20 protein-coding genes and 1 tRNA gene are annotated in these 17,460 nt (G+C 39.2%); 18 read left to right on the top strand and 3 right to left on the bottom strand.

All coding sequences use genetic code 11. The features are described 5' to 3' along the window. From tolA to ACJHV0_RS08070, 8 genes are all read left to right on the top strand, one after another. On the top strand, nucleotides 1–522 hold a 522-nt coding region (tolA, locus tag ACJHV0_RS08105; RefSeq protein ID WP_483133873.1), incomplete at its 5' end, for a cell envelope integrity protein TolA. Nucleotides 523–538: 16 nt separating this feature from the next. Beyond that, on the top strand, nucleotides 539–1,825 hold the full coding sequence (gene tolB / locus ACJHV0_RS08100) for a Tol-Pal system beta propeller repeat protein TolB (protein WP_283386131.1): 1,287 nt from the start codon (nucleotides 539–541) through the stop codon (nucleotides 1,823–1,825). A gap of 27 nt (nucleotides 1,826–1,852) precedes the next feature. After that, nucleotides 1,853–2,332, top strand: coding sequence for an OmpA family protein (locus tag ACJHV0_RS08095; protein WP_283386130.1), 480 nt, complete (start codon nucleotides 1,853–1,855; stop codon nucleotides 2,330–2,332). Between the two features lie 63 nt (nucleotides 2,333–2,395). Beyond that, a complete protein-coding gene (locus ACJHV0_RS08090; protein WP_483133875.1) occupies nucleotides 2,396–3,280 on the top strand; it encodes a DMT family transporter in 885 nt (294 codons plus the stop codon). 65 nt (nucleotides 3,281–3,345) lie between these two features. Next, nucleotides 3,346–4,218: a co-chaperone DjlA gene (djlA, locus tag ACJHV0_RS08085; RefSeq protein WP_025236333.1), complete on the top strand. Its 873-nt coding sequence runs from the start codon at nucleotides 3,346–3,348 to the stop codon at nucleotides 4,216–4,218. Further along, a complete protein-coding gene (locus ACJHV0_RS08080; protein WP_334234091.1) occupies nucleotides 4,218–4,844 on the top strand; it encodes a DUF2238 domain-containing protein in 627 nt (208 codons plus the stop codon). The genes djlA and ACJHV0_RS08080 overlap by 1 nt, the downstream gene beginning before the upstream one ends. Before the next feature lie 77 nt (nucleotides 4,845–4,921). Next, nucleotides 4,922–5,872 (top strand): tRNA dihydrouridine(16) synthase DusC, encoded by a 951-nt coding sequence (gene dusC / locus ACJHV0_RS08075; RefSeq protein WP_483133872.1) that lies wholly within the window; start codon nucleotides 4,922–4,924, stop codon nucleotides 5,870–5,872. Beyond that, nucleotides 5,873–6,919, top strand: coding sequence for a TIGR01620 family protein (locus ACJHV0_RS08070; protein WP_483133871.1), 1,047 nt, complete (start codon nucleotides 5,873–5,875; stop codon nucleotides 6,917–6,919). Between the two features lie 34 nt (nucleotides 6,920–6,953). Here ACJHV0_RS08070 and ACJHV0_RS08065 read toward each other — a convergent pair whose 3' ends face one another. Further along, complete coding sequence (locus tag ACJHV0_RS08065) at nucleotides 6,954–7,613, bottom strand: histidine phosphatase family protein (protein ID WP_025236329.1); 660 nt, start codon at nucleotides 7,611–7,613, stop codon at nucleotides 6,954–6,956. Between the two features lie 47 nt (nucleotides 7,614–7,660). Between ACJHV0_RS08065 and ACJHV0_RS08060 the strand changes: the two genes are divergently transcribed. The 3 genes from ACJHV0_RS08060 (at nucleotide 7,661) to ACJHV0_RS08050 (ending at nucleotide 9,488) form a co-directional block, all read left to right on the top strand. After that, nucleotides 7,661–8,287 carry a TIGR01621 family pseudouridine synthase gene (locus tag ACJHV0_RS08060; RefSeq protein WP_483133870.1) on the top strand — a complete coding sequence of 209 codons (627 nt, stop codon included), beginning with the start codon at nucleotides 7,661–7,663 and terminating at the stop codon, nucleotides 8,285–8,287. Between the two features lie 31 nt (nucleotides 8,288–8,318). After that, the gene (locus ACJHV0_RS08055; RefSeq protein ID WP_483133869.1) at nucleotides 8,319–8,939 is read left to right on the top strand and encodes a glutathione S-transferase; all 621 of its coding nucleotides are present in this window, start codon (nucleotides 8,319–8,321) and stop codon (nucleotides 8,937–8,939) included. 159 nt (nucleotides 8,940–9,098) lie between these two features. Continuing rightward, nucleotides 9,099–9,488: a lysozyme inhibitor LprI family protein gene (locus ACJHV0_RS08050; RefSeq protein ID WP_483133868.1), complete on the top strand. Its 390-nt coding sequence runs from the start codon at nucleotides 9,099–9,101 to the stop codon at nucleotides 9,486–9,488. A 62-nt stretch (nucleotides 9,489–9,550) separates the two neighbouring features. Here the strand turns inward: ACJHV0_RS08050 and ACJHV0_RS08045 are convergent, their stop codons facing one another. Beyond that, a complete protein-coding gene (locus ACJHV0_RS08045) occupies nucleotides 9,551–11,488 on the bottom strand; it encodes an ABC transporter ATP-binding protein (RefSeq protein ID WP_483133867.1) in 1,938 nt (645 codons plus the stop codon). Nucleotides 11,489–11,732: 244 nt separating this feature from the next. Between ACJHV0_RS08045 and ACJHV0_RS08040 the strand changes: the two genes are divergently transcribed. The 5 genes from ACJHV0_RS08040 (at nucleotide 11,733) to ACJHV0_RS08020 (ending at nucleotide 15,828) form a co-directional block, all read left to right on the top strand. Then, nucleotides 11,733–12,944, top strand: coding sequence for an ATP-binding protein (locus ACJHV0_RS08040; RefSeq protein WP_483133866.1), 1,212 nt, complete (start codon nucleotides 11,733–11,735; stop codon nucleotides 12,942–12,944). A gap of 69 nt (nucleotides 12,945–13,013) precedes the next feature. Next, on the top strand, nucleotides 13,014–13,631 hold the full coding sequence (locus tag ACJHV0_RS08035) for a MarC family protein (protein ID WP_283386120.1): 618 nt from the start codon (nucleotides 13,014–13,016) through the stop codon (nucleotides 13,629–13,631). A 26-nt stretch (nucleotides 13,632–13,657) separates the two neighbouring features. Next, nucleotides 13,658–14,887, top strand: a complete 1,230-nt coding sequence (gene moeA, locus ACJHV0_RS08030) for a molybdopterin molybdotransferase MoeA (RefSeq protein ID WP_483133865.1) — start codon at nucleotides 13,658–13,660, stop codon at nucleotides 14,885–14,887. Between the two features lie 12 nt (nucleotides 14,888–14,899). Continuing rightward, entirely contained in the window at nucleotides 14,900–15,649 is a 750-nt protein-coding gene (gene moeB, locus ACJHV0_RS08025; protein WP_334235984.1) for a molybdopterin-synthase adenylyltransferase MoeB, read from the top strand. 103 nt (nucleotides 15,650–15,752) lie between these two features. Then, nucleotides 15,753–15,828, top strand: a tRNA-Asn gene (locus ACJHV0_RS08020). 131 nt (nucleotides 15,829–15,959) lie between these two features. Here ACJHV0_RS08020 and yfbV read toward each other — a convergent pair. Then, nucleotides 15,960–16,397, bottom strand: coding sequence for a terminus macrodomain insulation protein YfbV (gene yfbV, locus ACJHV0_RS08015; protein ID WP_334229760.1), 438 nt, complete (start codon nucleotides 16,395–16,397; stop codon nucleotides 15,960–15,962). A 130-nt stretch (nucleotides 16,398–16,527) separates the two neighbouring features. On the opposite strand from yfbV, the gene ACJHV0_RS08010 reads away from it, so the two are divergent. Further along, nucleotides 16,528–17,274, top strand: coding sequence for an ABC transporter permease (locus tag ACJHV0_RS08010; RefSeq protein ID WP_334254809.1), 747 nt, complete (start codon nucleotides 16,528–16,530; stop codon nucleotides 17,272–17,274). 11 nt (nucleotides 17,275–17,285) lie between these two features. Next, nucleotides 17,286–17,460: septation protein IspZ (locus ACJHV0_RS08005; protein ID WP_483133874.1), on the top strand; the 175-nt coding region annotated here is incomplete at its 3' end.

Below are 17,460 nucleotides of genomic sequence, written 5' to 3'. Positions count from 1 at the left end.
GCTAAAGAAAAAGCAGAGAAAGAAGCTAAAGCAAAAGCTGAAAAAGCTGCTAAAGAAAAAGCAGAGAAAGAGGCTAAAGCAAAAGCCGCTGCTGAAGCAAAAGCTGCTCAAGCGAAGAATAACAAAGCACTTGACGATTTCCTAGATGGTGGCGACATTGGCGGTGGTTCAAGCAAAGGCGGTAATAAAAACTCATCGGGTTCTCAAGGATCAGGCGGTACAAGTGGTCTTGGTCAAGGTGCGAATGTCGATGGTAATGCATACGGTCAGCGAATTAAGAAATTAATTCAATCTAAATATCGTGTTGATCCAAGCTTTGCAGGAAAACAATGCGATGTTAAGATTTTCTTAAGTCGAGATGGTACAATTACTAATTATCAAGTAGTTAGTGGCGATAAAGCAGTGTGTGATGCAGCGGTAAGTGCAATTGTGGCAACCAGAAAAGTGCCGCCTGCACCATCAGATGCAGTCTATAATATGTTTAAATCTCCAACGCTTGATTTTAGTTTAAAAGTTAAATAACTTTAGAGGGTTAAAAATGAAATTATTCTCTCGTATATCGAGTGTAATAGCGATAGTTTCTACATTGGTTACAAGCCAAGTGATGGCAGATTCTGATGTTCGAATTTCTATTGATGAAGGTGTAAGTATGGCTCAACCGATTGCGGTTGTGCCGTTTAAAGCAAGTGGCGTGCCTGCTGATGTGGCACAGATTATTTCTGACGATTTGCGAAATAGTGGTAAATTTACACCGCTTGAACGTTCTCAAATGCCTGCACAACCGGGTTCTGCTGGAGAAGTAGTAGCAGATCAATGGAGTGCTATTGGGATTGATAATATTGTTGTAGGACAAGTAAGTAGCACTGGCGGCGGTTATAACGTAGCTTATCAATTAATTGATACGCTAGGGACTTCAGGGACTGCAGGTGGTGTAATTGCTCAAGGCTCATTCATTGTGCCAGCAGCACAAATCCGTCAAGGTGCTCACACAGTAAGTGATCAAGTATTTGAAAAATTAACTCAAATTCGTGGTGCATTTAGAACGAAAATTGCTTATGTAGTACAACGTGGCGTATCATCTTATGAATTACGTGTATCGGATTATGATGGCTTCAACGCTTTCACTATTACAACAAGTAAAGAGCCATTAATGTCTCCAGAATGGTCTCCGGATGGTAGCAAATTAGCCTATGTTACCTTTGAGAACAAAAAAGCACAGGTTGTTGTGCACGATATCCGTTCAGGTTCTCGCCGTGTTGTAGCTGCATTAAAAGGGCATAACGGTGCACCGGCATTCTCACCAGACGGTTCTCGTATTGCATTTGCTTCTAACCAAGATGGTGAGTTAAATATTTATGTGGTGGGTAGCAACGGTGGAACACCAAGCAAATTAACTGCAAATGCAGGAAATAATACTGAGCCTAGCTGGTCTCCAGACGGGAGTACAATCTACTTCACTTCTGACCGTGCTGGTTCTCCACAAGTGTATAGAATGAGTTCATCAGGTGGCGGTGCAAGCCCAATGGGTGGTCGTGGTAGCTACAATGCTAAAGTATCATCTGATGGTAAGAATCTAATCATGATTGCCGGTGATAGAGTTGTGAAACGCGATCTCGCTTCAGGTGGCACGGAAGTACTGAGTTCAACTTTCTTAGACGAAAGTCCAAGTATTTCACCAAATGGCATTATGGTTATTTATAGCTCTACCAAAGGTACGAGTAAAGTGCTACAATTGGTATCCGCAGATGGGCGTTTTAAAGCTAATTTGCCGGGAGCAGGCGGACATTATAAATTCCCTGCGTGGTCCCCATACTTAACTAAATAATAATATTTCTCTAATTAGGAGCAACAAATGAAAAAATTTGCTAAAGTTTTAATGGTAGCAGTACCAGCTTTCGCATTAGCAGCATGTAGCAGCTCATCTGATGATGCAGCAGCAAACGCAAATGCAAACGCAAACGCAGCAGCGAATGCAGCAGGCGAATTCGGTGGTTTAACAGCTGAGCAATTAAAAGCACAATACAACACAGTATACTTTGGTTTTGATAGCTATGCAGTTGAAGGTGAATACCGTCAATTATTAGACGCTCACGCTCAATTATTAGCTAAAACTCAAGGTAACGTAACTATTGCTGGTCACGCGGATGAGCGTGGCACTCCAGAGTACAACATCGCATTAGGTCAACGTCGTGCAGATGCAGTTAAAGGTTACTTAGCAGCTAAAGGTGCTAACAATACTTCAACTGTTTCTTACGGTGAAGAGAAACCAGCTGTATTAGGTCATTCTGAGTCTGACTACGCGAAAAACCGTCGTGCAGTATTAGAATACTAATTCTTAGTTGATTCTAAAATGAAGCCCTGAATAATCAGGGCTTTCTTTTTATTAAATATCTATATTATGAATTTCTGGAATGCCTTATCTCCGTTATTTAAAGCCATATTTTGTGTACTTTTATCGGCATTAGGCTTTGCTGCTATGGCAGTATTTCTTCTCTTATCTGGTGAATTACCTGTGGCTGAAAAAGCCATTTTCCGTAATTGTATTACGGCATTAATAAGCGGCTATATTGTTTGGAAAAATCGTCAATTATTCTTCGGGCATAAAGAAAATCGGCTTTTGTTACTTTGTCGTTCGGTTACTGGTCTAATCGGTATTTTAGTTGGTGTTTATATCATAGATCATCTCGTATTAAGTGATGTAGATATGATTGGCAAGCTAACTTCTTTTATTTTGATTATTCTATCCGCTATCTTTTTGAAAGAAAAAGCTTCTATAGCACAGTGGCTCTTATGTATTGTTGCCTTTATTGGTGCACTTTTTATTATTAAACCTGCATTTGATATTCAATTTATCCCTTATTTAATTGGTATTATTGGCTCTGTTTTTGCCGCGATTGCCTACTTATGTTTGAGATTATTGTCAAAAACAGAAAAATTAGAATCGCCAAATACCATTGTTTTCTTTTTTTCTGCGTTCTCGACCTTGATATTATTACCTTTTGTCGCCATTGATTATGTACCACTGACTTCTATGCAATTAGTGTACTTAACTCTAGCGGGCATCGCGTCAGCAGTTGGACAGTTTTGTGTAACTACAGCATATAAATACGCAGCTGCTAAAGATATCTCAATCTATAGCTACGCATCAGTAATCTTTAGTGCGGTTTTAGGAGCACTACTTTTTGAGCAATACCCTGATGTGTGGAGCTGGCTAGGTTATGCAATTATTTTTATAGCAAGTTGGTTTATGTTCGTTTTAACGAAAAAGCAAGCAAAGTGAAATCATTAATCTTTGCCATAAATTTTGTTAGAATAGCACCACTTAGTTTACGAAAAGGATAAAAAATGCAATTTATTGGAAAAATAATTGGCTTTATTTTGGGTTACCAAATTTTTCACGGTCTATTTGGTGGGCTATTAGGGGCATTTATTGGGCATTTGGCAGATAAAAAACTCTATGCCTTAGGGACTGTACGCTCGAGTACTTTTGGTAAAAACCTTACTCGCCAATCGCTTTTCACTCAAACTACCTTTGCAGTCTTAGGACATATTGCGAAAGCCAAAGGTCGTGTAACCGAAGCCGATATTGAATTAGCCCGTGCATTAATGGCTCGCCTAAAATTAGACGGTGCAGCTCAACAATTGGCTCAAGAGGCTTTCACTTTAGGTAAAGAGCCTAATTTCCCATTGCGTCAAGTTATTCAAGAGTTTCGTGAAGCCTGTGGTGCAAGAACCGATTTACTGCGTTTCTTTGTTGAAGTACAAATGCAAGCGGCGTTGCAAGATGGCGAATTGGATGCAAACGAACAACAAATTCTCTTTACGATTGCAGAAACAATGGGAATGTCTCGTTTCCAATTTGAGCAAATGATCGCGATGATTATGGCAGCTCAACAATTCCGCACCGGGGGCTATTACCAACAAGGTGGAAGCTATCATCAGCAGTCGCAAAGTGGCTACAGTTCTCAAGGTGGTGGATATGGTTATCAACAGCCGGCAAAACCGAGTATTGAAGCGGCTTATACTGTGTTAGGTGTAACGGCACAAGACGATCAAAATACGGTTAAACGAGCTTACCGCAAGCTAATGAACGAACATCACCCTGATAAATTAGCAGCAAAAGGCTTACCTGATGAAATGATGGAATTAGCGAAAGAAAAAGCCCAACAAATTCAATCCGCCTATGATCTCATCTGCAAAGTAAAAGGATGGAAATAATGGATTCACGTTCGCATATCATTCCGCTGTTTTTAGCTATAGTTATTACCGTTATTGCCGTTTGGTCTGGTTTTAATCCAACAGATAGAGCGGTATGGTATGCGGAAGTTGCCCCCATTTTTGTCGTATTCGGCTTGCTGATTATCACTTACCCAAAATTTCAGTTTAGCGGCTTAGCTTATTTTCTAATGTCGCTTTGGTTAATTATGCATTTAATTGGGGCAAAATATACTTTTGCCAATGTGCCGTTTGATTGGGCGAATCAATTTCTAACACCATTTTTAGGAGAAGAACGTAACCATTTTGACCGTGTGGCACATTATATTATCGGTTTTTATAGCTACCCAATGGCGGAATGGTTATTGCGTAAACGTAAATGTACCTTTGGAGTTGCCCTCTTTTTCTCGTTATTTTTTATAATGTCGGTGGCGGCAGCCTATGAAATTATTGAGTGGCAATATGCGGTGATAGAAGGTGGCAATGCAGGTATTGAATTTTTAGGCTCGCAAGGCGATATTTGGGATGCTCAAAAAGATATGTTAGCAGATACGTTAGGAGCAATTACCGCTCTGATCATTTATGTGATTGCTCGTCCTGATTTGCGTATTCACGATAGACATTTTTAACTCTCAAGCGGTTGAATTTACGCATTTTTTTGCAAAATTTTTATAAAATTCAACCGCTTGTCATTTTATTTTAACTAATGAACTCAATTCCAAAAGTTATTCTCGCCCCAATGCAGGGGGTGTTAGATCCTTTCGTTCGTAACCTTTTAACCTCTGTGAATGAATACGATCTCTGTATTTCTGAATTTGTGCGGGTTGTGGATCAAAAATTACCGAAAAAAGCTTTTTATCGTTTAGCACCTGAGCTTTATCAAGGCGGATTAACGGATTCCGGCACGCCAGTGCGAGTGCAGATTTTAGGGCAGCACCCCCAGTGGTTGGCTGAAAATGCAGCACTTGCGATTGAGCTGGGCTCGCACGGGGTAGATCTGAACTGTGGTTGCCCATCTAAAACGGTAAATGGTAGTAATGGAGGGGCATCGCTACTTAAAGATCCTGATTCAATTTACCGAGCGACAAAAGCAATGCGAGAAGCTGTGCCAAATGAACAGATTGTGTCTGTAAAAGTGCGTTTGGGCTGGGATTCTGCCGAGCAATGCTTTGAAATTGCCGATGCTGTTCAGCAAGGTGGAGCGAATGAAATAACCGTACACGGGCGAACAAAATCGGATGGCTATCGTGCCGAACGTATTAACTGGCAAGCGATTGGTGAGATTCAAAAGCGTTTAACTATTCCTGTTATCGCCAATGGCGAAATTTGGGATTTTGAATCTGCAAAAAATTGCCAAGAAATGACCGCTTGCAATACTTTGATGATTGGCAGAGGGGCATTAAATACGCCAAATTTGAGCAAGGTTGTGAAATATAACGAGCTAAAAATGGCGTGGAGTGAAGTTTTGCAACTATTGTTTAAGTATGTTCAGATGGAAAATCAGTTTGACACAGGTTTTTACCACGTTGCCCGTATTAAGCAATGGTTACGTTATTTGGATAAAGAATATCCACAAGCAGTAGAATTATTTGATATTTTGAAAACTGAACACGGCTATGATGGTCTAAAAGCACATATTGAGAAGGCGGTGGGCTAAATGAGTAAACAAATTTTTAATGAAGAAGAGCTAAAAATAACCGAGTATTTTGAGCCTAAACAAGAGTTTGATCTCGAAAATTCAATTATTGAGGAAGAAGCTAAAGCTGTTGAGGCAGAACTGATTATTGAAGAAAGCCTAAAACCTTCTCGCTTTTGGGTTCGAGTGTTGCTTGCAACGCTTGCCTTATTTGGCGTGGCGGTGATTGCTCAAAGTATTCAATGGTTAATCGATACTTTCCAACAAAAAGAGTGGATCTATTTTGCTTTCTCAATAGTCTTTTTTATTATTAGCTTGTTCGGTGTGGGCGTGATTGTCTCTGAATGGCGTAAATTGGTTTATCTGCGTAATCATCAGAAAAATCAACAAGTCAGTCAGCAGCTTTTATTGGAACAACTTCCCTCAAATGATGGCGAACAAGCGGTCAAATTTTGTGAAGATGTTGCAAATAACCTCAATCATTTACCGACCATTGCTCAAGCCGAACAACGTTGGAAAAGCCAGCTTAATGAAGCTTATAATGCCAAAGAGGTGCTATATCTTTTCAGCGAAAATGTACTCAAGCCGATTGATAAACAAGTTAAGCAAATGATTTCCCGTAATGCGGCAGAAAATGCGGTTATTGTGGCTGTCAGCCCACTTGCCGTCGTTGATGTATTACTAATGGCAGCAAGAAATATTGCCTTAGTGAATAAAATTACCAAAGCCTACGGAATGGAATTGGGTTACATCAGCCGCTTAAAACTATTCAAAATGGTGTTAAAAAATATGGTATTTGCCGGAGCAACGGAAATCGCTACCGATGTAGGAATGGATTTCTTCTCGCAAAACCTCACGGCAAAACTGTCGCTCCGTGCCGCACAAGGTATTGGTGTAGGTTTACTCACTGCAAGGCTTGGCATCAAAGCAATGGAATTTTGTCGCCCGGTTGCTTTTCAAGCTAATGAGCGACCAAGAATTTCCGCTATTCGCCAAGAGTTATTAACATCGGTGAAAAATACAGTGTTTGCTAAAACGGAAACAAAAGAAAAAGTATTTTCTGATTAGAAATTGTAGGTCAGACAATGTTCCGCCCTTAACATTATCGTTTATATTGGCTTGTTGGAATATTATCTAAATGGTCGATATTATTAAACTCTAAGACCGTTACTTTGCCATTATCCACTTCCACTTTGGTAATCGCTGTGTTAATGATAAAACTATGCTTTTCTTCATTACGAAAATCTTGCCACGCAATGCCTTTTAACACAGCGGTAAGCAGAGTTAAGGTCATTCCGTGTGAAACAATCAACACTTTGCCATCATTTTGATGAAGTTGAGCAATTTGATTAAACGCTTGGGTAGCACGTTGATAAAGTTGTTCGAACCGCTCGCCACCGTTTGTTTTAGCGAGATATTCAGCCGGCGTGCGTTTCATTACCCAATATTCTTCATTCTCTTGTAAATCAAGGGATTTCATTCCCTCCCAACTACCGAAATCAAATTCGTTCAGCCCTTTATGATGAAAGTGAGGGATATTACTTAATTTATTTTCCGCTAAAATGTAGTTTGCGGTATCTTGAGCCCGTTTTTGCATACTGGAATAAGCAGCGGTAAAAGGCACATCTTTTAACGCAATGCCGGTTTTCTTTGCCCCAATAATGCCTTCTTCCACAAGGGCTGAGTCGCCAGAGCCTTGCAATCTACCTTCAATATTCCAAACGGTTCTGCCGTGTCGAACTAAATAAATGGTAACAGCCATCGTAATTCCTTGTTAAAATAGTTAAAAATAAACGAGATTATAGCAAAATGACCTTAACATTGCCTATTTGTTATCAGCACCCTGATTTTATTATTATCAACAAGCCTGATGGTGTAAGTGTACATAAAGATGAAGCGGAAATCGGCTTAACGGAAATGGTTGCCCGCCAACTGAATATTGAGCAAGTTTGGTTGGTACATCGTCTCGATAAAATCACCTCCGGTTTGTTGATTTTAGCCTTAAACAAAGGGGCAGCTGCGACGTTTTATCACTTGTTTGAACAGCATAAAATTCAGAAAACCTATTGGGTGTTGAGCGATAAAAAACCGAAGAAAAAGCAAGGCAGAATTGTGGGTGATATGGAAAAAAGCCGAAATGGGGCTTGGAAATTATGTCACAGCAAAGAGAACCCGGCGGTAACACAATTTACCTCCCATTCGCTTGAACCATCACTTCGTCATTTTATTTTGCAACCGAAAACAGGTAAAACCCATCAATTAAGAGTAGCAATGAAAAGTTTAGGTAGTCCGATTTTAGGCGATAAACTTTATTCGGGCACAGAGGCGGATAGGGTTTATTTACACGCCTACCAGCTTGAATTTGAATACGAAAACGAACATATCTGTGTTCAAGCAGAGCCTACAAGCGGTCATTTTTGGCAAAAAATTTGCTAATTTATGTTACTAAAAAGAAACGGAGAACAGTATGAAACTTTGGTACTCAACAACAAGCCCTTTTGCTCGCAAAGCCCTTGCGGTTATTAAACATCACCAGCTTGATGACAAAGTGGAAATGTTGCGGGTAACCGCCGCAATGGATCCAAACTCACCACACAACCAAGACAATCCGCTAGGGCGTATTCCGGCTTTACAACGTAATTGCGGACGCTGGCTATTCGGCAGTTTGCTCATCAGTGAGTATCTCGACCAAAAAGGCAATAATATGCCTTTACTGCCAAAAGAGGGCAAACCACGCTGGGCGGTATTAGCTTTGCACAATTTGGCAGACGGTATAATGGAAAACACAATGCACACCATTATCCAAGAAAAAATGGCTCGCCCCGAAAATGAATGGTGGGTAAGTCGCCACGAACAATTAATGGAAAGAAATATCCGCACTTTCCAACACTTAGAAGAAGCCATACAAGAATTTGGTACGGAGCTTAATTTAGGCACATTAACCGCAGTTGCATTAATTGACTGGTGGGCGTTCCGCTTAGAAAAAATCGGCTATGATCTTGCAAAAAATCACCCAAATTTAACCGCTTGGGCAGAAGAAATGAATAATAAATATACCGTTTTGGCAGAAACGAAGCCGAGAGTGTAGAGATTTTAATTGAATAGAAAAGGCATTGAGGGTGTGGCTCAATGCCTTTTTTGTTTAGCTAATTTACCTAAATTTAGGTGGGTATAAAAATAGCATATTGTGCAAAAAAACAACAACTGTAAAATCCCAAAAGTTTTTACGCTAATTTAAGGAGATTTTATGAAAAAATATGCCCTACTTGTTCTGTTGCCAGTTATGGCAGCGGCAGAAGTTAATTATTCTTCGACATTTATTAAATGCAGAAGCAATGAATCTAATAATAACAGTGATTTGGCAAATTGTATTTCTGAGGAAACTAATCGTCAGGAGAAACGTTTAAATAAAGTTTATAATCAGTACTTGAAAACTCTTTCCCCTAATCATTCTAAAGCATTTAAAGAAGCCCAAAGAGCTTGGATTAAGTATAAAGACTTAAGTGTGAAAGCCGCAGCAGCGGAATATGAGGGTGGCTCTTTTGCTGGAATTTCGTCAAGCTATAAATATATGGATATGATCATTGAGAAAGCTGATGAAATTGAAAAATTATTAAAGGAAGCTAATTCAAGATAATTCTATTTGTCCGTGTGCTGGGTTAGTCTACCTAACCCAGTTATAATGTAAAAGGGAAAACATTAGTCTGCCAACATCCCTTCCAACTCTTCCTGTGCCTCCAACCACTGCATTTCAATTTCCTCCACCTGTTTTTTAGTCTCAACTTGTTGAGCAAGAGTTTCGGTGAGTTTGGCTTTATTTTCTGCTTCGTAGAGCTCGCTATCGCCAAGCATTTCTTCTAACTTATTCAGTTTTTCAGTGGCTTTTTCCAATTCTTTTTCCAACTGCGTGATTTTTTTACGCAGTGGAGCGGTTTGTTGGCGGCGTTCGGCTTCTAAACGCTTTTGCTCTTTGCGGTTTGCCGCACTATTTTCATTGGCTGTCGGCTCACAAGCGGTTGCATTTTCCGAATTTTTTGCAAGTACCGATTTCGGCTCATTCGCTAGGGCATTTTGCTCATTCAACCATTTTTGATAATCGTCTAAATCGCCTTTAAATTCTTCTACTTTATGATTATGAACCAAATAGAATTCATTTACCGTGCTGCGGAGTAAATGACGGTCGTGCGAAACCACTACAAGCGATCCTTCATAATACGTCAGAGCATCAACAAGAGCTTGTCGCATTTCTAAATCTAAATGGTTGGTCGGTTCGTCCAATAGCAGAAGATTAGGGCGTTGCCACACAATTAAGGCAAGAACTAAACGGGCTTTTTCACCGCCAGAAAAGGATTGCACCGCTTGCACGACTTTATCGCCTTTGAAATCAAAGCCGCCCAAGTAGTTACGCAATTCTTGCTCGGTTTTTTCTGGGGCGATTTTCTGCAAATGCCAAAGTGGGCTTTCATCAAAACGCAAGGTATCCACTTGGTGTTGGGCGAAATAGCCAAGTTGAACGCCTTTTGCCAGTTGTACATCACCATTTTGGGGAAGAATTTCGCCCGCCAGTAATTTAATCAGCGTGGATTTACCCGCCCCATTTCTGCCAAGCAAACCAATTCGAGAGCCGGGCACTAAATTCAATTTCACCGATTCCAGCACGGTTTTATCTGCGTAACCTGCACTCACTTTTTCCATCATCAGCAATGGGCTTGGTAAGGCAAGTGGTGGGCGGAATTCAAATTCAAACGGTGAATCTGCGTACGCAGGGGCGATAAGTTCCATTTTCTCCAATGCTTTAATACGGCTTTGAGCCTGTTTGGCTTTGGTTGCTTTGGCTTTGAAACGGTCAATAAAGCTCTGCAAATGAGCAACTTTTCGTTGTTGTTGCTGATAAGCGGCATTTTGTTGTGCGATTTTAGTTGCTCGCTGAATTTCAAACGAGGTGTAATTGCCTGTGTATTCATTGAGTTTTTGATGTTCGATATGAATGACACGGTCAATAATCGGATCAAGAAAATCACGGTCGTGGGAAATCAGTAATAACGTACCACGATAGTTAGTGAGCCAGCGTTCGAGCCAAATCACGGCATCTAAATCTAAGTGGTTGGTCGGTTCATCGAGTAGTAATAAATCGGAACGGCAAATCAACGCTTGAGCGAGATTTAAACGCATACGCCAACCACCCGAGAAAGATTTTACAGGCAGTTGTAATTGCTCGGTGCTAAAGCCTAAGCCGTTGAGCAAGGTAGAAGCTCTGGCTTGAATTGTCCACGCATCAATGGTGTCGAGATGGGCGTGGATAGTCGCAATGCGATTGCCGTCATTTTTTGCATTCGCTTCATCAAGCTCTGCTATTAATTTTGTGTATTCTCTATCACCTTGAATCACATAATCAAGAGCGGAAATATCTAACGCAGGTGTTTCTTGATTTACCCACGAAATTGCCCAATTTTTTGGGAGTGAAACATCGCCGCCTTCAGGCTGTAGCTCATTTTTAAGTAAGGCAAAAAGAGAGGATTTTCCACACCCGTTTTTACCCACCAAACCTACCTTCTGCCCCGTATGAATGGTGGCGGAGCTGTTTTCAATCAGGACGGAATGTCCTCGTTTTAAAATTAAATCTGTAAAAAATATCATTACAAGCGGTCTGTTTTGTTAAAAATTTTGCATATTTTAGCATAGTAAATTTTAATACAATCAAAATTGTTTGAGATGAAAATTAAGTTTAATTCAATATCTAATATTGAATTAAACTGAAAATAGACTTATTATTAAGTTTAATTAATTATGTTATATTGAATTAAACTAAAAATTCATTATTAATTAAGTTCAATTCAATATGCTATGTTAAATTAAACTTAATTTTATTTCAGGAGGGTAAATGATCTCTCGCCAAATGCAATCATTAGTAACACGTTTAGTTAAACAATTTCCGGCGATTTTGGTAACAGGGGCAAGGCAGGTAGGCAAATCAACACTGCTACAATATATCGGGCAAGATTATCAATATATTACTTTTGATGATCCTATGCTATTGCAACAAGCAAAAGATGAGTCTCGGCTGTTTTTCTTAAATCATCAGGGGAAGTTGATTTTAGACGAGGTGCAGTATGTGCCTGAAATTTTCTCTTTGTTAAAACTAGAAATTGACCGAAAACAGAAAAACGGTTTGTTTTTGCTTTCTGGTTCACAAGCCTTTGAATTAATGCAAAATGTGAGTGAGACCCTTGCCGGGCGTATTGCTATTTTAAAGTTGCAAGGGCTCTCTTTACGTGAAATTCTTGGAGTGAGTTTTAATCAACCTTTTGTGCCAAACAATGATTATTTGTTTGCTCGTGAAGAGGAATTAAAATCACCCGAAAATGTTTGGCAACTTATCCACAAAGGCGATATGCCCCGTTTATATGCACAAGAAACTGACTGGGAAATTTATTATCGCTCTTATGTTACCACTTATATTGAGAGAGATGTTCGCCAATTAACCAATATTGCCAGCACGACAGATTTTACCCGTTTTATGGTGTCGATCGCCTCTCGTAGTGGCGAGCTGCTGAATTACAGCAATATCGCCCAAGAGGTTGGTGTATCGAATGAAACGATTAAACGTTGGGTAGCAATTTTGCAGACTTCGGGCATTATTTATTTGTTGCAACCTTATCATAACAACCATTTGAAACGGGCTATAAAAACCCCGAAAGTCTATTTTTTAGATACGGGGTTAATGGCGTACTTAACGAAATGGCTTACCCCTGAAACTATTTCGAGTGGGGCGAAAAGCGGTCAGTTTTTTGAAACTTTTGTCGTAAGCCAAGTAATTAAATCCTTTAATAATCAAGGCATTGAACCACCTCTTTATTTTTATCGGGATACTAATCAAAAAGAGATTGATTTAATTATCGAATATGACCGCACACTTTATCCGGTGGAAATTAAAGTTACTGCAAGCCCAAATAAAAAAATGGCGAAAAGTTTTGATTTATTAAGTCCGCTTTCACCTGAATGGACGCTCGGGCAGGGAGTGATAATTAACCAATATCCGACTAAACTTTATTTAAGTGAAAATTTAGTAGCATTACCACTGAGTTATTTATAGCTCATCGCTCTACAAGCGGTCGTTTTATGTTAGAATTTTCCCAAATTCAAAATAACAGGGAGAGAAAATATGTTTGATTCATTAGCGGTGCAATTTGTGGTTCTTTGGGCGGTTATTGACCCGGTTGGATCTGTTCCTGTTTATTTGGCGAAAACGATTGGTTTGCCGATTGAAGCACGTCGCAAAATTGCGTTAAATGCGGTACTCATTGCAGGGGGAATCTTAATTTTCTTCTTAATCGGCGGGCAGATTTTATTGGAGTCAATGCAAATTCCTCTACCGGCTTTCCAAGCTGCAGGTGGCTTAGTGCTTTTATTATTTGCTTTAACGATGATTTTTGGCGAAAGTAAGCCGGATCAAGAAATCAGAATGAGCAGTAATTTAAATGAATTAGCGGTTTATCCGTTAGCTGTTCCTTCTATTGCTTCTCCGGGGGCGATGATGGCAATCGTACTATTAACCGATAATCACCGTTTTAGTATTAGTGATCAATTTATTACCGCTGGTATTATGATGCTTGTTTTAGCAATTACTTATTTATTATTGTTAGCTGCAAATAGAATTCAGCATTTAATTGGTAATGCTGGGGCGGCAATTATTAGTCGTGTGATGGGATTAATTTTAGCGGCAATTGCAGTGAATAATTTGCTTATTGGTGTGCGTGATTTCTTCGTACAAGTTAGCTGATTTTTGAATAGGAATAGAATAAATTTATGGCTCTTTTACCTCTTGCAGAAGCATTAGAGAATATGCTTTCTCGTTTGCCTGCTCCAACAATGATTGAATATTTACCATTAAATGAATGTGCAAACCGAGTATTGGCGGAAGATATTTCCTCGCCTATTAATGTGCCTAATTTTGATAATTCAGCAATGGACGGTTATGCAGTACGCATTGCAGATTTAGAGCAAAATTTAACCTTAAAGGTAGCAGGAAAAGCCTTTGCAGGTAATCTGTTTAGTGGCGAACTCCAAGCAGGCGAATGTGTGCGTATTATGACGGGAGCCTTAATGCCAAAAGGTGTTGATGCCGTTGTAATGCAAGAGGAAACCACTTTAAATGCAGATGGCTCTGTAACTTTTAACAATATTCCAAAATTAGGTAGTAACATTCGTTGTATTGGGGATGATGTCAAGCAAGGTGCATTGGTATTGAAAAAAGGTTCGCTATTGAATGTAGCAAGTCTGCCATTGTTAGCTTCACTCGGCATTGTTTCTGTGCCTGTGTTTGCAAAATTGAAAGTGGCGATTCTTTCTACCGGCGATGAATTAACGTCGGTTGGAGAGCCTTTGAGTGAAGGGAAAATTTACGATACCAACCGTTTTGCAGTACGTTTAATGCTGGAAAAACTCAACTGTGAGATTTTAGATTACGGTATTTTGCCGGATGATGAAACCTTATTTGAACAAACTTTCATTGATGCACAAGAAAAAGCTGATGTGGTGATTACTAGCGGTGGAGTATCGGTCGGCGAGGCAGATTTTACTAAAACAGTATTGGAGAAATTAGGCGAAATCGGCTTCTGGAAAATTGCAATGAAACCGGGAAAACCTTTCGCATTTGGTAAATTGGAAAAGGCGTGGTTCTTCGGTTTGCCGGGAAATCCGGTTTCCGCATTAGTAACCTTCTACCAATTAGTACAGCCTGCTTTAGCGAAATTATCAGGTTTATCAGCAGATAAAATTGCAAATCTTACGCAAAATTTAACCGCTTGTAGTGCCGAAAAATTGAAAAAAGCAGTTGGTCGTCAAGATTTCCAACGTGGCTATTACTACGCTAATCAGCAAGGAGGGCTGGAAGTTCGACCTATTGGTACACAAGGTTCGCATATTTTTAGTGCTTTTAATGAAAGTAACTGTTTTATCGTGCTTGAAGCAGAGCGTGGTAATGTAGAGGTTGGGGAAAAGGTAACGATTCAGCCGTTTAATTCGTTACTCGGTTAGTTGAGGGAAGATATGGAACTGACCGATCACGAAATTCTTCGTTATAACCGCCAAATTATTCTCAAAAGTGTTGATTTTGACGGGCAGGAAAAATTAAAATCGAGCCGAATTTTAATTGTTGGCTTGGGCGGTTTAGGCTGTGCGGCGTCGCAATATCTTGCTTCAGCCGGGGTAGGGCATCTCACTTTGGTTGATTTTGATACAGTTTCACTTTCTAATTTGCAACGTCAAATTTTGCATACCGATGAAACCATTGGGTTGCCTAAAGTTGAATCGGCAAAAGCTCGTTTGTCAGCGATTAATCCAAATATTCAAATTGAAGTTATCAACCAAAAATGTAGCGATGAACAGTGGGCAGAACTCATTGCTAAAACAGATTTAGTGCTAGATTGTACCGATAACGTAACTGTTCGTAATCAACTGAACTTGCAATGTTTTAACCAAAAGCGACCGCTTGTATCAGGATCGGCAATCCGTTTTGAGGGGCAAATTAGTGTATTTACTTATCAAGATAACGAGCCTTGCTATCAGTGTTTGAGTAGCTTATTTGGTGATGGCACATTGAGTTGTGTTGAAGCTGGCGTAATTGCTCCAATTGTTGGGGTCATTGGTAGTTTTCAAGCGTTAGAAGCGATAAAAGTGTTGCTGAATATCGGTAAAATATTATCGGGAAAATTGTTGATGATTGATGGTTTACATTTTTCAATACGAGAAATGGCACTGCCTAAGCAAAAAAACTGCTCTGTTTGTACCTCTAATTAAGTATTTTTAATGCTAAGAGCGTAAATAAATGTAAATAATGAACGAATGTTCATTGTTTTATTTGACGGCTAAAACGTTTTAGCCTATTATGCACATCGTTAATTCCTCCTTAGTTCAGTCGGTAGAACGGTGGACTGTTAATCCATATGTCGCAGGTTCGAGTCCCCCAGGAGGAGCCAAAGATTTTTTATTTTCTTTTGTTCTTGTTTTATTTGTCTCCTTTTATAAAACAGTAATTCAAACCTCCAGAATTAGAACAAAAGTTTTGCTCCGCTCACTTATTTGAGTGGAGCTTTTTTCTTTTAGGCTTTTAAAGCTCATCAAAGTATTCATTTCCCCACGTTTCTTCCGCTAATTTCAGTAAATTTGCAAAATCTTGGAAAGAAGGCACCGCTTGTTCTTCTTCAAGTTTGATTTGAGCGGTAATTAGCTTTTGCCTGAGCGATTCATACCATTCCAACAATGATAAGGAAAGTGGCGATTTTGCTCGCTTACCCAGCCAATAAAGCCCTTGAAAAGGGATAGAGATCGCAAAAATAGCCGTAATAACAGAATTAGCTACAACAGACTGTGTGGGATCGGTAAAAAAGTATTGCCATACTAAAGCAAAGCACGCAAAAGCAGGCATTACTTTAGAAGAAAATTTAACAAGGCGAATAATGTGATAATCAGGCATAAAATTTGCCAATTTTTTCTGATTAGGCAACGTGTTTAGATAGCGTTGCCCCGCTTCAAACAGGCTTAACATAGTTTTTCTCTTTCAATCTTTTCTTTTATTGTAGCTAACTTACTAAAATCTACAATAGGTTAATGCAGTTTGGGTTAACACTTGCTATACTTTACAACAAAGTGTTTACAACTTATTTGAAGGATATTTTATGCCAATTAAATTTGTGGATTTATTACAACAAAGTTGGAATTTTATGCGTAATCAGCAATCTTTCACACTGTTTGCGATAATGACTATTGTGGTGGTGCAGCTGGCATTTATTTTATTATTGCCAGCTTCGCCGGAAATGGTTGCAGATCAGCAGCCACAACAAATTCAAATTGATAGCTCAAAATTATTAGCTATTTTAATGCCAACTGTTTTATTAGGAATTGCCAATTTATTTATGACAGTATTGATGATTTTAAACATTCAATCTATCAATAATGGCAACTATCAGCACTTTTTCCAAAATGCAGGTGGAGCATTAAAACACTTTTTACCTGTTTTAATGTTGCAATTTATTATGGTACTTCCTCTTTCGTTGGGGGCTTCTTTTGCGATGGCATCGCCTGAAACTGTGATTATTGCTTTGCCTATGCTAGTGGTTGGTTTTTATTTTTTCATTAAATTGTCGATCGTTATTTATGCATATTTATTGGAAAAACCACAGAAAACCTTATCAGAAAGTATTAAATTTACCTTCCAATTATCGCGTGGAAAAATGCTACCATTAATTTTATTTTGTGTGATCTCTTATTTATTACCGGGAATGCTATCTCGATTATTTGCGGTTTTTGGTAATGATTTTGTCGGGGCACTAATTACCGTTGTTTTCAGTGCGGTAATTAATGTATTTATGGCAATTTTTAGTTTCCGCTTTTATCAAGTTTATCGCCAAATGCCGGCAAATTAATAGGAGATCAAATGAAACAATTACTTGAATTTATTCCGCTGATTCTGTTTTTTGTCTTTTACAAAATGGACGGCATTCAAATGGCATCAATTGTGTTAGTTGTGGCAACGATCGCACAAATGATAGTCTTAAAAGTGCTTTACGGTAAAATTGAAAAGCAACAACTTATTATGAGCGGAGCAGTGG

Source organism: Mannheimia sp., assembly GCF_056854775.1.
This window is presented reverse-complemented; position numbering and strand designations above follow the sequence as displayed.

Bases quoted from the DNA above. Each gene is read 5' to 3' on its own strand.
- tolB (WP_283386131.1), top strand. From the start codon at position 539: ATGAAATTATTCTCTCGTATATCGAGTGTAATAGCGATAGTTTCTACA.
- ACJHV0_RS08095 (WP_283386130.1), top strand. From the start codon at position 1,853: ATGAAAAAATTTGCTAAAGTTTTAATGGTAGCAGTACCAGCTTTCGCA.
- djlA (WP_025236333.1), top strand. From the start codon at position 3,346: ATGCAATTTATTGGAAAAATAATTGGCTTTATTTTGGGTTACCAAATT.
- ACJHV0_RS08080 (WP_334234091.1), top strand. From the start codon at position 4,218: ATGGATTCACGTTCGCATATCATTCCGCTGTTTTTAGCTATAGTTATT.
- dusC (WP_483133872.1), top strand. From the start codon at position 4,922: ATGAACTCAATTCCAAAAGTTATTCTCGCCCCAATGCAGGGGGTGTTA.
- ACJHV0_RS08070 (WP_483133871.1), top strand. From the start codon at position 5,873: ATGAGTAAACAAATTTTTAATGAAGAAGAGCTAAAAATAACCGAGTAT.
- ACJHV0_RS08065 (WP_025236329.1), bottom strand. From the start codon at position 7,613: ATGGCTGTTACCATTTATTTAGTTCGACACGGCAGAACCGTTTGGAAT.
- ACJHV0_RS08060 (WP_483133870.1), top strand. From the start codon at position 7,661: ATGACCTTAACATTGCCTATTTGTTATCAGCACCCTGATTTTATTATT.
- ACJHV0_RS08055 (WP_483133869.1), top strand. From the start codon at position 8,319: ATGAAACTTTGGTACTCAACAACAAGCCCTTTTGCTCGCAAAGCCCTT.
- ACJHV0_RS08050 (WP_483133868.1), top strand. From the start codon at position 9,099: ATGAAAAAATATGCCCTACTTGTTCTGTTGCCAGTTATGGCAGCGGCA.
- ACJHV0_RS08045 (WP_483133867.1), bottom strand. From the start codon at position 11,488: ATGATATTTTTTACAGATTTAATTTTAAAACGAGGACATTCCGTCCTG.
- ACJHV0_RS08040 (WP_483133866.1), top strand. From the start codon at position 11,733: ATGATCTCTCGCCAAATGCAATCATTAGTAACACGTTTAGTTAAACAA.
- ACJHV0_RS08035 (WP_283386120.1), top strand. From the start codon at position 13,014: ATGTTTGATTCATTAGCGGTGCAATTTGTGGTTCTTTGGGCGGTTATT.
- moeA (WP_483133865.1), top strand. From the start codon at position 13,658: ATGGCTCTTTTACCTCTTGCAGAAGCATTAGAGAATATGCTTTCTCGT.
- moeB (WP_334235984.1), top strand. From the start codon at position 14,900: ATGGAACTGACCGATCACGAAATTCTTCGTTATAACCGCCAAATTATT.
- yfbV (WP_334229760.1), bottom strand. From the start codon at position 16,397: ATGTTAAGCCTGTTTGAAGCGGGGCAACGCTATCTAAACACGTTGCCT.
- ACJHV0_RS08010 (WP_334254809.1), top strand. From the start codon at position 16,528: ATGCCAATTAAATTTGTGGATTTATTACAACAAAGTTGGAATTTTATG.